Source organism: Acidithrix sp. C25 (assembly GCF_904848545.2).
On the sequence record NZ_CAJHCI020000008.1, the window covers coordinates 97048 to 110644 of the forward strand.

The 13597-nt window shown below is 45.4% G+C and carries 13 protein-coding genes; 8 read left to right on the plus strand and 5 right to left on the minus strand.

The genetic code is table 11. The annotated features are described in order from the left end of the window. Positions 1-295 precede the first annotated feature (295 nt). Positions 296-493, plus strand: coding sequence for a hypothetical protein (locus ACIDITHRIX25_RS85740; RefSeq protein WP_201733654.1), 198 nt, complete (start codon positions 296-298; stop codon positions 491-493). 303 nt (positions 494-796) lie between these two features. On the opposite strand, the gene ACIDITHRIX25_RS85745 is transcribed toward ACIDITHRIX25_RS85740, so the two are convergent. Next, entirely contained in the window at positions 797-1237 is a 441-nt protein-coding gene (locus ACIDITHRIX25_RS85745) for an SRPBCC family protein (RefSeq protein WP_052606950.1), read from the minus strand. Between the two features lie 536 nt (positions 1238-1773). On the opposite strand from ACIDITHRIX25_RS85745, the gene ACIDITHRIX25_RS85750 reads away from it, so the two are divergent. Both ACIDITHRIX25_RS85750 and ACIDITHRIX25_RS85755 read left to right on the plus strand, forming a co-directional pair. Further along, positions 1774-2175 (plus strand): hypothetical protein, encoded by a 402-nt coding sequence (locus ACIDITHRIX25_RS85750; protein ID WP_052606949.1) that lies wholly within the window; start codon positions 1774-1776, stop codon positions 2173-2175. Continuing rightward, on the plus strand, positions 2175-2936 hold the full coding sequence (locus ACIDITHRIX25_RS85755; RefSeq protein ID WP_052606948.1) for a hypothetical protein: 762 nt from the start codon (positions 2175-2177) through the stop codon (positions 2934-2936). The genes ACIDITHRIX25_RS85750 and ACIDITHRIX25_RS85755 overlap by 1 nt, the downstream gene beginning before the upstream one ends. Before the next feature lie 578 nt (positions 2937-3514). On the opposite strand, the gene ACIDITHRIX25_RS85760 is transcribed toward ACIDITHRIX25_RS85755, so the two are convergent. Next, complete coding sequence (locus ACIDITHRIX25_RS85760) at positions 3515-4435, minus strand: serine hydrolase domain-containing protein (protein ID WP_201733655.1); 921 nt, start codon at positions 4433-4435, stop codon at positions 3515-3517. A 369-nt stretch (positions 4436-4804) separates the two neighbouring features. Here ACIDITHRIX25_RS85760 and ACIDITHRIX25_RS85765 point away from each other — a divergent pair, with 369 nt between their 5' ends. The 5 genes from ACIDITHRIX25_RS85765 to ACIDITHRIX25_RS85785 all read left to right on the plus strand — a co-directional run bounded on the left by ACIDITHRIX25_RS85765 (position 4805) and on the right by ACIDITHRIX25_RS85785 (position 10212). Beyond that, on the plus strand, positions 4805-5620 hold the full coding sequence (locus ACIDITHRIX25_RS85765) for a winged helix-turn-helix transcriptional regulator (RefSeq protein WP_201733656.1): 816 nt from the start codon (positions 4805-4807) through the stop codon (positions 5618-5620). A 146-nt stretch (positions 5621-5766) separates the two neighbouring features. Further along, positions 5767-6129 (plus strand): hypothetical protein, encoded by a 363-nt coding sequence (locus ACIDITHRIX25_RS85770; RefSeq protein ID WP_201733657.1) that lies wholly within the window; start codon positions 5767-5769, stop codon positions 6127-6129. 860 nt (positions 6130-6989) lie between these two features. Further along, entirely contained in the window at positions 6990-9362 is a 2373-nt protein-coding gene (locus tag ACIDITHRIX25_RS85775) for a putative bifunctional diguanylate cyclase/phosphodiesterase (protein WP_201733658.1), read from the plus strand. A 2-nt stretch (positions 9363-9364) separates the two neighbouring features. Continuing rightward, positions 9365-9829 (plus strand): DUF4383 domain-containing protein, encoded by a 465-nt coding sequence (locus tag ACIDITHRIX25_RS85780; protein ID WP_201733659.1) that lies wholly within the window; start codon positions 9365-9367, stop codon positions 9827-9829. Positions 9830-9999: 170 nt separating this feature from the next. Beyond that, positions 10000-10212 (plus strand): hypothetical protein, encoded by a 213-nt coding sequence (locus ACIDITHRIX25_RS85785; RefSeq protein ID WP_213333500.1) that lies wholly within the window; start codon positions 10000-10002, stop codon positions 10210-10212. A 234-nt stretch (positions 10213-10446) separates the two neighbouring features. Here ACIDITHRIX25_RS85785 and ACIDITHRIX25_RS85790 read toward each other — a convergent pair whose 3' ends face one another. The 3 genes from ACIDITHRIX25_RS85790 to ACIDITHRIX25_RS85800 are packed head-to-tail and all read right to left on the minus strand — an operon-like array spanning position 10447 to position 13525. Next, a complete protein-coding gene (locus ACIDITHRIX25_RS85790; protein WP_249685846.1) occupies positions 10447-11715 on the minus strand; it encodes a BREX system ATP-binding domain-containing protein in 1269 nt (422 codons plus the stop codon). Between the two features lie 2 nt (positions 11716-11717). Continuing rightward, entirely contained in the window at positions 11718-12737 is a 1020-nt protein-coding gene (locus ACIDITHRIX25_RS85795; RefSeq protein WP_052605267.1) for a BREX system ATP-binding domain-containing protein, read from the minus strand. Further along, positions 12734-13525, minus strand: a complete 792-nt coding sequence (locus ACIDITHRIX25_RS85800) for a hypothetical protein (RefSeq protein ID WP_201733662.1) — start codon at positions 13523-13525, stop codon at positions 12734-12736. Before ACIDITHRIX25_RS85800 ends, ACIDITHRIX25_RS85795 begins: the two co-directional genes overlap by 4 nt. Positions 13526-13597 lie beyond the last annotated feature (72 nt).

Sequence of the window (13597 nt, forward strand, 5' to 3'; positions counted from 1 at the left end):
TTCCAAAAGACCTTCCCGATTGACCCAATAGTAATCAAGCATTGTTCCTGAAGAAGATCGCCGATTAGGACAAATAACTCGGCTAAGACTTTGCTTATGCCACAACCCTAAGTTACCCGTTTAGCAAAAGCACCACCGCACTTCGATCTTCAAGAATACGATTTTCAAGAATTCTTGCACATCGGTACGAATACCTAACGGCAATAAAAGAAGCCGACCTAAAGCCAACAGTGGGTTCCGGAACGGTTGGCACATCTGCTCAGTTTCAGACCGATGGTACCTTGGTACCACCAAAATGATAAAGCTCACCAGACCAATCCAAAAATCACTTTCTCTTTATACCGTAGAATGGGGATCCATCACTAGCAAAAGCCAAGCAGACAAATTCTCTCTGTTCCGAGATGAAGAGTTCCGAGATGAAGAGTTCCGAGATGAAGAGTTCCGAGATGAAGAGTTCCGAGATGAAGAGTTCCGAGATGAAGATAAGGATTAACCCGAAACCAATTGACCAAAGATAGAATATCCATGCAAAGACAGCTAAAGAAAAACCCGATCAAAAAGCCTCCATGCCCTAACAATCATGGCTAGTTGACAAGCAAACCAGTTTATTTAAATATGCATGAGCAACTATAAAACTACAAGATTTAAGCTAATATCCTATCATATTGCGAATCATAATATCAATAGAAACCGACAATTTCAAGCTACATTTCTGTTCATATCCAAATGCTCTCATTATAACTACGTGGTCAAATCAAACCTACATGGTCCAAATGTTGACACTCATTTAGAATTATTAGCTCTCTAAAATTCGCTTGAGATTATCTAGATCTTTCTGAAAAACGATCCGTAAAAGCGGCTTCATCACCCATTGCAATCCAAACCAACTTAAGTAATTGGGAAGAGTGAGATATTCATTCCAGGTAAAAAGTGTCTTCCCTATGCCGTAGTCGCGAAGTTCAAATCTGCCCAAGCCTTTGACTCTTCCTCCATGTGAAATCTCAATCAAGCTACCATCTTGCCATTGCGTCACCAACATAGTGTCCTTGGTTCTTAGGGGACCAAGGCGAGTGTGACAGACAAACTCAAGGCCGACGCCCTCCTGAGCGATGGAAGTTATCTCGATTCGCTCGGCATCTACCATCCATTTTGTATGCGTCCTCACGTCACGGATTGATGAAAAAACATCCTCAGGCACACGAGAAATAATTACTGCACTTCGTATATGAACACTCACTCGGTAAATCCTAGTTGAATCAAAGATCATACGACGATAGAAAAAGATCTGCTAGGCAAGCGAAGATCAAATATTAACTCGAAAAAAAATAAATAAGATATGCTAAAGGTTTGGATCTAGATATTTTAATTTACCCCAGGGACCAAATTCGCACCATCACAATGAGCGCGAAGGCATCAATTACTATCCATATCTACCATCTATCTTGATATAAATATCATCAAAATTCAATCACGTAAAGAGAGACGAGAGCCAGCGGTCTTTGACCTGGGGCCCGATAGCCTCATTCCAAACCACAACATCAAAAACTAGGGTCCATGGTCGTGTAGCTTTCCCCAAGATTAATCTCTAGGACAGAATCCAAAAAATAACCCAAAATATTCACCAAACAAGCACTCCGACAACGGCGCCCCAAAGATAATCAAACAATGTAGGGATCCCTAACCATTCATTGATCCAATCATCACAATTCGATAACACAATCCCTCGAGAATCTAAAGCACTGATCTAAAGCACTGGAAAAGAAAGGAGTAAGAATGAAAAAGAAACCGATCAGATTTTTAGCGACCTTTGGCGTATTAACGGGTTGCGTGCTAGCTGGATGCGGCACTTCAAGTGCGGTCCTAAATCCGGCCGGTTCGGCTCAGGCGGCAAAGACAACGGGAGTTACTACTTCAATCGTTACCCACAATGCAATCGCTCAAAACAGTGGCAATCAGCCAAAACCAACCACAAATCCAATATCGCTGACAAATCTTTCGAATCGACCACAAAGCCTAACACCAACGAGCACTTTAGCGACAAACAATACCTTGGCGGGTACATCCCAGGGCACCCTCCAAAATAATATCCAATCAATCGACGCCCAACTTGCAAAATTGAATGCCGACATCACCTCTGCGAATTCAGATATAAACAACTCAGGATCGGGAAATTAATGAGACCTAAAATAGCAATTCTGTTATCGACCTTAGCGACAACGAGCACAATTATGTTCATGCCAGGAGTAGCCAGCGCAACCTCTTCTAGCGCGGGAACAACAACAAGCAGCAGCTCAGCAATCAATCCTTCGCCAACTACCAATAGTGCACAAAACTTCACATCGGCTCAGTCAGCCTTGGAAACACAGATTCAGGATCGCATTTCCAAGCTTGAAGGACTCAGTTCGAAGATTGCCAGTTCAACGACACTTACTCCTACAGATCGTACGACGCTTAGCGCCTTAGTCGGCAGTAGTTCAACCGGAGATCTAGGCACACTCAACGCGACGCTGACCAAAGTGCAATCGGACACCACAATGGCAGAACTAAAAGCTGATCGCACTGCAGTGATTCCAGATCTTCGCGTCTATGTAGTTGTGGCTCCAGTGGTAAACATCACAGTTACCGCCGATAAAATCACTTATATCAATAGCCTCATCACTTCAATTGAACCTAACGTATCAACCGTGGTGACCGACAATGGGAACTCCGCCACAGACACCACTGCCTACAACCAGATTCAGACCAATGTGACAGCGATAACTTCTAGCATAACGAACATTGATTCCGAACTTGGCTCCCTGACGCCCTCGGCCTTCAACGCCAATCCAACGGGGATCCATAGCCAAGTACTTTCGATGTGGCAAAGCGTAAAGAACGATTGGGCTACATTAAAACAAGATCACCAAGATATCAAAACAATAACAGGAATCGCTTAGTTTACTAAGCCCAGTTGAGTAAAAGGTTGATTTTTGCATCTGCTCAACTTCAGCCTAACTAGTCCCAAGATAAAACAAAAGGTGACTCGTCGATTTGACTCACGAGTCACCTTTTGGATTAAGGAAATCAGCTCTTCGAAAACTGCCCAAACAAATAGCTATCGCTAAATTCAATATGCCACCAAGGGCCAACTCTGGCTATCTTAGAATAAAAAAATAAGAAAACTTTGTCCGCCTAAATCAATGCCACATCGCCTAAGAACGGTTGAAGTTCCAACTTCACCAGGAAGGTCTTTCGGATTCAATCTCGAAGTGTAGCTTATCTAAGCGACAAGCCACGATGTAGCTTTTGATAGTTCAACCCTCCAAAGGAGTAGATAACTCTTTTGCTTCCGGTACCTGGACTAAGATCAATTCCATAACCCGATAGTTCCATCTATTGTCTTTGCATCGCAGTTCCGCCCAATTAGATATGATCTATCATCAAAGACACTAGATCAGCTACCGGAAATTGAAGAGGTCATCCAAAAAACGCCCTAGTTACCACTGCGACTAAAGGCTCTTTTCCGCACCTCTTACTATCGCAGTGATTGAATGATCGCCTTGGATAGCGCTGGCCATTGCACCTTCGCAAATGAATCAAACGGCCGATCAGTCAGCAGTCCAACACAAAGCGATAGACTCGGGTCACACCACAAAAAGGTCCCACTCGCACCAAAATGACCATAGGTCGAGGTCGAGGTCAGCGAGCCACTCCAATGGGGAGACTTTTCACCCTTGACTTCAAAGCCATAGCCCCAGGAGTTATCGTCAAAATAACCATAGCCAGGAAGGATTCCTCCAAGGCCTGGTTGGCTAGCGCTAGAGGCAAAGTCACGACTCCTTAGGCTCACAAGAGTTGGATTCATAACTTCATAGGCAAATAAACTGAGATCGACCACAGATGATACAAAACCAGCAGCAGCCCCCGAACGACCGGCACTTGGAAAGACCGACGAGGAGATCGAAGTATTGCTCAGCGACAGGGGTGCCAGTACTGCCTCATGAACATAATCCTGAAAACCAAAACCCGATAGATACGTCAATATACGTGCCAGAAGCTCAAAGCCGATATTTGAATAGATACGCCTCGATGCAAGCGGCCGCTCAAATGCGATAGAAGCACGTCCCTGCGATAGCACCGAATCTACAATTTCATCCGAAACCACACCGCCACTATCAAACCGGAGCCCACTTCGGTGACTTAGCAAGTCGCCAATGGTAAAATCCAACCCCTCAAAGTGGGTAGACGAAGAGGCCAAGCCTTCCTCAAGAGCAACCAGCCAAGCGTAAGTAGAGAACATCTTGCTCAGCGACGCCAATCGAAAGCTACCGCCAACGTCTCCGAAATACTCTATGGAATGAGCCTGGTCCGGACCCAACGCATCAATTACAAAGCCTCCAAAACCAACGCTATCCCACGTAGAAGTTATCGAATCGATCTTTTCTAGCAACTGCATAACCTATAAAACTAGTTGCCCTTGGTAAAATCTGCAAAAGCTCAACCTGTCAACCGCGTCTAGGAAAACCCTCCGAAAGACCCCTGCCCTAGAAGTGGCAGCTGACCCTAGCTCAAACGGGAAAACAACCTGATCAGATTACAATAGAAACCCACCAACACCCATGGTCTAGCTTGTAGCTCTTATTTAGGCAAGTATTCGGAGTCGTCAACTATGTAGCTCACGGCCTGACTCTTCGTTTATCTTTGGACTCCCTCGCCGAAATCTTTGGACCACCTCGCCGAAATCTTTGGACCACCTGATTCTTTATCTGATTAACTTGCTTTGGCGTCTTAAAAAATGTGGACGCCAAAGGAGGAATGATCATAAATGAGTTCAAAGAAATGGAAGGTGGATATGAAGGATATCCGTAATTTATTGGCTCTTGTAGCCAAGGGTAGTTACAGCAATAGCGAGATAGCAACATCGCTTGGTATCTCACACCAAAGCGTAAGTCGACATCTCGATAGGCTCGCCAAAGCAGGCGTTAGTACCCAAGAGGCATGCGACCTTGACGATGAGGCACTCTCTGCTATCTGCTATCCAAATAGTCCGGGTCCAAAATCCAATGGAGCGGTAATGCCGAATTTGGATGCAATACTCACAGAGCTAGCCAAGCCGAATCCACCAACTCGTAAAGTACTTTTTGACGAGTATTGTGAGCAATTTCCCGATGAGCACTATGGATATTCGCAATTTGGCGAATTTATCCGTCAAGCCAAAAAAGACCGTAGTCTCACGATGCACTTAGAGCATGTACCAGGGGATCAGTTATTGATTGACTTCGCTGGGGATAAGGTGGGAATCTACTCATCGCCAGGTGCTAGTGATCCCGACTACCAAGCCTCTATTTTTGTTGCTACTCTTGCCTTTTCAGGCAAGACATTTATTTGGGCTACCAGATATCAAGATGTATCTTGTGTGATAGATGCAACCGAAAGGGCTCTCTACTTCTTTGGCGGTGTTGTAGGTCGATTAGTCCCAGACAATATGGCTGCAGCGGTAACTACCGCCAAAGGTCCTAAGACTGCGCTGAAGCTAAATAATTCTTTCAAGGAATTTGCCAACCATCTTGGTACTTTAATAGCTCCGACCAGGGTTCGCAGGCCAAAAGATTATCCCGAAGTTTTAGTTATCCCGAATTAATTGCACAAGTCCTATTCAGGGTGTCAAGGGTAGATAAATCTTCGGGATAACCAAAAGATCAAACCCCAAGTGCATTTACCCAAATCACAACATCATCCATACTTATGACACCGGCAACAACGCCGGTTCGAGCTATGGAGAACCAGATGGAGAAACAGCTTTCACTTGAGGATTTGATCGTTTGTACGAGAAAAGCGATTGCTCTCCTTAACCACAGCAAGTCAACGCTGTGGCAGTACAACTACGGCTGGGAAGAACTGCGCTTTTATTTTATTGCCCATGGCTACGACTCATTTTCGATTGACCTGGCAGGTCGTTATGTTGATGAGGCCAGGGAAACCTACGAGCAGGGTGCGCCAAAGATGTGGAAATTCAAGCTATTTCGTCATACTCAGGCAATGCACTTGTACCAAGCAGGGATGCCAACTATCTTGACACTCACCACACCGGAGCGGAATGCAAATCTATCCAAGGAGAGATCCATTGCCTTGGCGGAACGGAGAGAATAACCTCCCAACCAACCAGCTTCACGAAGGCCTTTTCTCATCTCTGCTATAAAAAGGGCTCTCCGGCCCAAAAATGAGTGAGCTTCTCGGCAAACTCTTCGTCACCCTGAAAACTCTCAAATAGCCGCAGTGACGCACTAAGGCGCTGGTCTAGCTTGCACTCAGGCTGATGGAGCCAAGAATACGATCGACTGTAAGGATCGACTGTAAGGATCGACTGTAAGGATCGACTGTAAGGATCGACTGTAAGGATCGACAGACTGCTCCCGGTTCCAAATTCATCCCAGGTCTGGTCGATACCGATTGCATTGGCTATGTCGAGAATTCTGATATAGGGGTGACTCTCTATCAGGATTATTTTTCGCTTATGGCTTGTGAAAGGGGAGTTACCTGCCAGATTACGAATGTCCTCGACGGAGGGCTACTGTCTGGCTTATGGCCCGTCAGTATTGAAAACCCAACGACGCAATGGCGCGTAATCGCATACCGTAGAAGCGTTTTCGGTATGGCAAAAAACACCAAGGGTGAAATCCCAAATTATGGCAAACAGAAACATGAGTTTTCAGATCGAATGGCCCTCGCTATTGCCCAAGTGAAAGCTGATGGAGTCAGGCCTTAAGTTTCTAGCAAGACCGGGGCATTGCATATTTAAAGACCTTGGAGCTGACCTTTTAATAAATTAATCCGCGAATAAAGTACTCGATATCGTCTAAATCAATAAGTCACCTAAACCAATAATAGGAATCACCGTACCAAATGTCGCTTTATCGAACGCCACACACCCAACTAACGATGGTGGCGCTGCACTCCCCTTTTAATTAACTAGGTCAAGGGCGTCTTTGGTTGGGTCGAAGCATACTGTTATGGTTCGACCCAAGTCAAATCGCGAAAAAGTTCGTGAAAATGCGAAAAAGTTCGTATCTATATTTTTGGTCATCAACCTTGCAATTGGCATGGCGATAAGTGTCATCGCCCTCTATTCCAACGTTTCTGCCTCCAACTCCAAGGTGTCAAAGGCCTATTATCTCTGGGCACTCTCCGAGCAAGAGAATTCATTGCTTTTCGGTGCAACTTCGTCGGGTTCACTTTCGACCTCAGCCCAAAGGACATTTCGCTCAATCGATGGTCAATGGAGCTTCGATCTTGCCCAGCTTACGAAGGACAATTTTATGAATAGCAAGGTTCTTTTAGAGGCGCGAGCACTTCACCTTGCGAATATGAAACTTATGACGCTGCTTGGGAGAAAAAATACCTCTCTCGCTCAATCGGTTATTACCACGAAATCCAATCATGACTTAAAAATTCTTCGAAATGCAATTTCCCGAGCAATAAAGCAACAAGAAGCAGTGGCAGCCAGCTTAAAGTTAACAGCCGACTCGGAGACCCTTGTTTTTACCGTCCTTGCGTCAATACTTGCATTGATGCTCTTCTTTAAAATTACAAACACGAAGATTGCAGGTGCGATGCGAGCGAGTCTAGAGCGAGAGGCCGCTCAGACTCGTTATCGAACTTTAATCAATCAGTCCTCGGATCTTCTGATTGTTTTAGACGCACGTTCAACCATAAAATTTGTCGCACCATCCTGGATAAAAAACTTTGGCCATATTGAAGATGATGCCCTTGGATATGATTTTCTTACATTCGTGCATGCCGATGATTGTCTGCGTTTACTGAGCTACCTTGATCTATCGGTGGAGGGTTCAACGGCAGAAGTTGTCTTTCAGATGCTCCATGGGGACGGTTCTTATCGACATATCTCCGCGTTCATCTCAAATTACCTTGATTTGCCAGAAATTGGGGGCATTGTTATTAACGGTCGCGATATTACCGAAAAAAAGGCGCTTGAAGAGCAGCTCATACGAAATACCCTGTACGATCCACTCACCGGTTTACCTAATCGAATCTTACTCAACGAGCGACTCAAAGTAGAGATTCGCAACGAATCAGGATTGATGCCGGCGATATTATTTATCGACCTTGATGATTTTAAGACTATCAACGATTCTTTTGGGCGCGAGGTGGGGGATCAGTTGCTGGTTGGCGTGGCCGATCGAGTCTCTCAATGCATTGGAAAGCACAGGACGCTAGCTCATTTAGCGGGAGACGAATTTGGTGTGCTTTTGAAGCAAAGCGATGATTTAGAACAGATTGCTCGCAACATTATCGATGAGTTCTCGCATCCATTCTTGCTTTCGACCGGAGAGGTGAATATCCGCGCGAGCATAGGTGGAGCACGAGCAACTAGCCGGGAGAACACGGTCGAGGACCTCCTGCGAGATGCCGACGTCGCCATGTACGTAGCCAAAAGAGGCGGGAAAGCATCATTTTCCCTTTTCGACCCCTCGATGCATGCCTCAGTTCGCGATCGTCTGACACTAAAAGGCGATATTCAAGGAGCGATTGATCGTGATGAGTTTGTAGTAATGTATCAGCCCGTGATTGATATGACAACTAACCTTACCGCAGGCGTGGAGGCTTTGGTGCGTTGGCTTCACCCCCAGCGAGGGCTAATTGCGCCAGGGGCATTTATACCTATCGCCGAAGAGAGTCATGCTATCGTCGACATAGATCGAGTCGTCCTGAAAAAAGCAGCCTATCAAGTTGCGAAATGGAATAGACAACGATCCGGTGAAAAACTATCACTGAATGTCAATCTTTCAGTGGTGGAATTACACGAGAAAGATGTCGTGGAGGCCATTGCTAGCGTGTTGAGCGAAAGCAATCTAGACCCCAAGTTATTGATTCTTGAGATAACCGAATCGGTATTCATGGACAACCCCAAGACCCTCATCGGCAAGATCAATCAGATTAAAGCACTGGGGATTCGAATTGCAATTGACGACTTCGGCACTGGATATTCTTCGCTTAGTTTTTTGGAAGAGTTGCCTATTGACGTGCTTAAGATCGATAAATCATTTACAGATCGTTTAGCAAACGGTGATGCATCGATCACCCTCAAGGCGATAGTTCAATTGGGTCGAGCTCTGGGGTTGAAGCTCGTTGTTGAAGGAATAGAAGAGGCCTTCCAGGTAAAAACCTTGCTAGATCTCGGCTGTATCTTTGGTCAAGGATTTCATTTTGCACCTCCACAGACTGGTGATGACTTCGAGGCAAAGTTTCTAAATACAAAGGTAGCTACGCCACGATCGAATAGTTCTCGCAGCCGATTTCGCCCCGATAACAGCAAATCACCGTCCGAAGTAACTCTATCTAGCATTGTTGAAGAGAGGGATTGAAAATGAAAGAGATTTTTAAAGAGATAAGCGGCTCTACCTCCCAAATTTTCGCTGTGGGTGTTGGTCTGTTATACCTCATAATTGGCATTGGGGGATTGGCTTTCGTAGGAGTTCAGAGCTTTCCGCTTTTGCCCCATGGAACGTTCATCATCTTTGGCATGAATCCCTTGCATTGCATAATTCATCTAGTTGTTGGCATCGTATGGTTAGTTGCATCAATTAGATTTGAATGGTCAAAACGGGTCAATATCATCCTAGGTATTGTCTTTGGCACTTTGACCTTACTCGGACTCTTCAATCTTCTTGGCTTTTTAGGAGTTAACGGAATAGGCAATCCTGATAATTTCCTTCATTTGATGACGGGTGCATTCTCTCTGTATTTCGGAACTACGGCAAGCGAAGGTGCAAAACCGATTATGAAGAATCACCGCAGTTCTAACAGCAGTTCAAGCCCATGGGTGCAATAGTGGACTTCAGAGATGTGCCGAGCGTTTCGTTTTGATCATCGCCATATTAGATTCGCTTTAGAGGGCTATCGTATTGCGTAAATTCAGTCTCTATCGAGCCTAGAATCAACGTAGTTATCACTGAAAAAGATAGCCCATAAAAGTGCAAAAATGGATATCTTGGCCTTGTAATGATCTTTGCCTTAAAATCACAAGTTGAAGATCGTTCGATGCAAATATCAATGGCCCTAAAGAACCACAGAGCACACCTATTACTCCCGACTGAAAAGTTTTCGAAGGAGTTGAGATCCCTCGGTTCAGACATCTATCCTAGGGGAATCAAGATGGTTGTTATTCTTGATAAAGATGGTCAGCTACCACTCGTCTCTCCGACTCAGAACTGAAAGAGTATCTGACCTAACTCAATCGTTTAATCACGTCTTTCGCGCCGCTTCGAAAGCCGCCCTATAGCTCATACCTCATGTCATATTTACCATAGGAGTTGGAGCTGCCCCCCAAAAAAAAACAATCTCGAAGAGCCCAAACCCATCAATTGTCGGACGTTTCAGTGTGAGTGCTATCAGCTGGTATTGGGTTTACGACTTCTTTCATTTGCAGCACACGGGGAAAGACTCTAGCTAAGTGCTCTCAAGCAAATCGAACAATTGTGTCAAATCACCGTCTTCCCCATAGTCAATCTCAACCTTGGTTACGGTAGTCTGCGGTATGAAGGTAGGGTCAAGACGGATCAAATCCCACTCATTGATCCACGCTCGCACATACTGACGCATTCTATTTGAGCCCAACCTCTCTAGCCCACCCACATGTGGTGGGTCCCAGTTATAGGCAGCGCCGTGAATTCTTCGAATTGCCTCATAGGTTGCGTTCAATTCATTATCATTTGGAGACTGAAGCTCTGATTGACGACTGCCCAATATCTTCATCCCAGCTATAGCGTCGATTGAAAGCATTGCCTCCTCTAACCGGTCTTTAGCACCTAAGCGTTGGGGAATCTTGTTATAGTCACCCTTACCGATTAGGACTTCTCCTTCAAAGTCGTCCACACTGGTTAGAACCGAGATAATTGGCGAAGGTGGGTACTTTTTCGAACCCTCCACCCAGCGACGAATCTCCGCATAGGACTTTGCCCGTTGCATCAGGGAGTAACGTCCGATCAATTCAACTTCGTCGATCAAAAGCACCCATCCAGAAAAACCCGCCGCATGAATCAAGCGGGATACAAATGCAAATCTATCCAAGGAGAGATCCATTGCCTTGGTGGAACGAAGAGAATAACCTCCCAACCAACCAGCTTCGCGAAGGCGTTTTCTCATCTCTGCTATAGAAAAGGGCTCTCCGGCCCAAAACTGAGTAAGCTTCTCGGCAAACTCCTCATCACCCTGAAAGCTCTCAAATAGCCGCAGTGACGCACTAAGGCGCTGGTCTAGCTTACACTCGGGCTGATGGAGCCAAGAATAGAGCGCGGCATATCGAGGTGAATCAAATTTCAATGCAGCTGCAATCTCATCGATAGCCGATCCAGATCGTTCTGGTACTTTAGCTGAAGCTATCGCCGCGCGAAACATTGCAGTAGGATTGTGAAGCGGAGTCTCTTTGGAGATGACAATCTTTGAGACCACAAAACGTTTGGCCAATGCGACTTCGCCTAGATATTCAAGCAGGTGACTCTTTCCTGATCCAAAACCACCCTTGATGACCATGCCAAGGGAAGATCGATCGCTGGTAGCATCGGAGGTCTCGGTAAGCAAACCTTCAAATCGATCCACAATCGAACGCTGCGTTGTTCCAAGTGCCTTGACACTCTCGCCATTAGGAACTCCAGATCGAAGTGCCTCTATCGCTCGCCGGGCGATCTGTCGTACATCTTCTAAGCTCTCTTGATCCACGTTCAATGCGACACCTCCTTCAAAGTTGCCAAGTTACCATCTAAGAGATCTTGGGAGAGCTCCTCCGCGGTTGAAGAGGAGAGAGAAATAAGAGAAGAGTATGGGTTGTCACGGTTTTTATCTCTCACCTCGTCATAAATCCGCAGCTTAAGGGCTTGATAGGCTGACAGGCCTCGCGAGTCGTCACTCAAAAACTCTGGTGAGATAACGACGATCGTGGCAAAATTAGAAAATTCGTCCGCATTGTCGATGAGTTGGCGTAATGATTCATAGGCATCCATTACTGCATTGCGACTATAAATTATTCCGGGCGACTCAATGTCTGGTTCTTTTCTCAATTTCTGAAATTGACGGATATCGAGCGTCAATAGAAATCCCTCATAGCCATTCGCCACTATCCATCGAGAGAGAGAAAAGAGCATTGCCCTCGCATTCGAACGAGAGATCTTACGAAAGATTAGAGCACTCTTCAATAGAGAGATCTGCCTTAGGGATCCCTCCAGCCAAGCAATTATTGAATCACGCTCTAGTTCTGTAACCTGTCCGCTCTTGAGTTCGTACTGGCAAAGTCGCATCATTGCTATGCGAAACTCTCCAACCATAGAGTAATCTTTGAAGATCCTTTGCTGAAGAACGATATTGATATCGCGTTTAACTTCACGTTCATCAGCCCCATAAGAAAAAGCCAACATCGCTAGAGAAAGATCCTGATCGTCGTTGGGAACTGGATATCCTGCACTATGGGCTGCAATTCTGGTAAAGCTATTTGCTAGCTTTTGCCAATCGATCTGCCTTGCGATACCAAAAAAAATCTGCTCGATCATCTGCACCTTGGAGGTCGCTGAATCAATTCGTGCCACTAAATGTCCACTCGACTGTGCTTGCGAACAGATAGCATCAACGAAGTTAGCCTCTTCACCGGAAGGTGGTAAGACAAACTTTGTCGTAGTACCTCCCCTGGGTATATAGCTCGTTAGATATTCTTGGGAGAAAAACTCGAGATACTTATCGCTATCTATCATTGCGTCACCTCGAAGGAGATTCCTGCGTATAGCTTGATCTGACCACCTTTAGCAACTGTCTCCATCGTGCCGGAACTTCGAGTCATTGCACTTGCTGGCAACTTCAAGACACGGCCACCTCTGGTGGTATCAATTCCACTTTGATCGAGCAGATAGATATCTCGCACAAACTCCGATTTCGTGTAACTCTTAGCAGCTGGAAGAATCGTCAAAACTCTATAGAGATCCACAAGTTTGACAACTGTACCTGCTGGGAGCTCCTTTTCGGCAACTACTAGGTCATAGGCAGTTGCGATCATCTCAATAAATGTTTCTGGCTTTAATCCAAATTGGCGCTTTGAGAGGCTTTTCAATTGAGCAACCAAAAAACTAGGGCGAATCCCCCGCTGTTTCTTCTTTTCAATGATCACTGTTGCATCTGAGGGAGAAAGCGAGATTATTGTCGGATAGGAGAGGAATTTTCCATCGGATTCAATAATCCTTATATCTTCCTCCTCGCAAAGAGAAAATAGTTCCTCCTTGTAAGAGCCCGACTCCATTATCTTTGAGACATCTACTTCAGCAAGGGAACTAAGTTCATCCACCACCGAGCCAATCCCCTCAACCAATGTTTTCAATTCAGTCACAGCAAGGATGTAATCTCGAACTGAACCAGTTTGAGAGGCCTTCTTAGCCTTTTTCCCCCGAGCGCTGATGGAATTTACAATACGAACCAACTCATCAACCGTTGCTTCGGCCATCTCAAAGTGTCGCTCTAGAGAACTATCCTGCTTCAAATTGGGATTCAAACAATCATCCTTTCGATCGCATATGAAAGCGGCTACACATCTAAAAACACGAAAAGTGCAAATGCAAGTTAG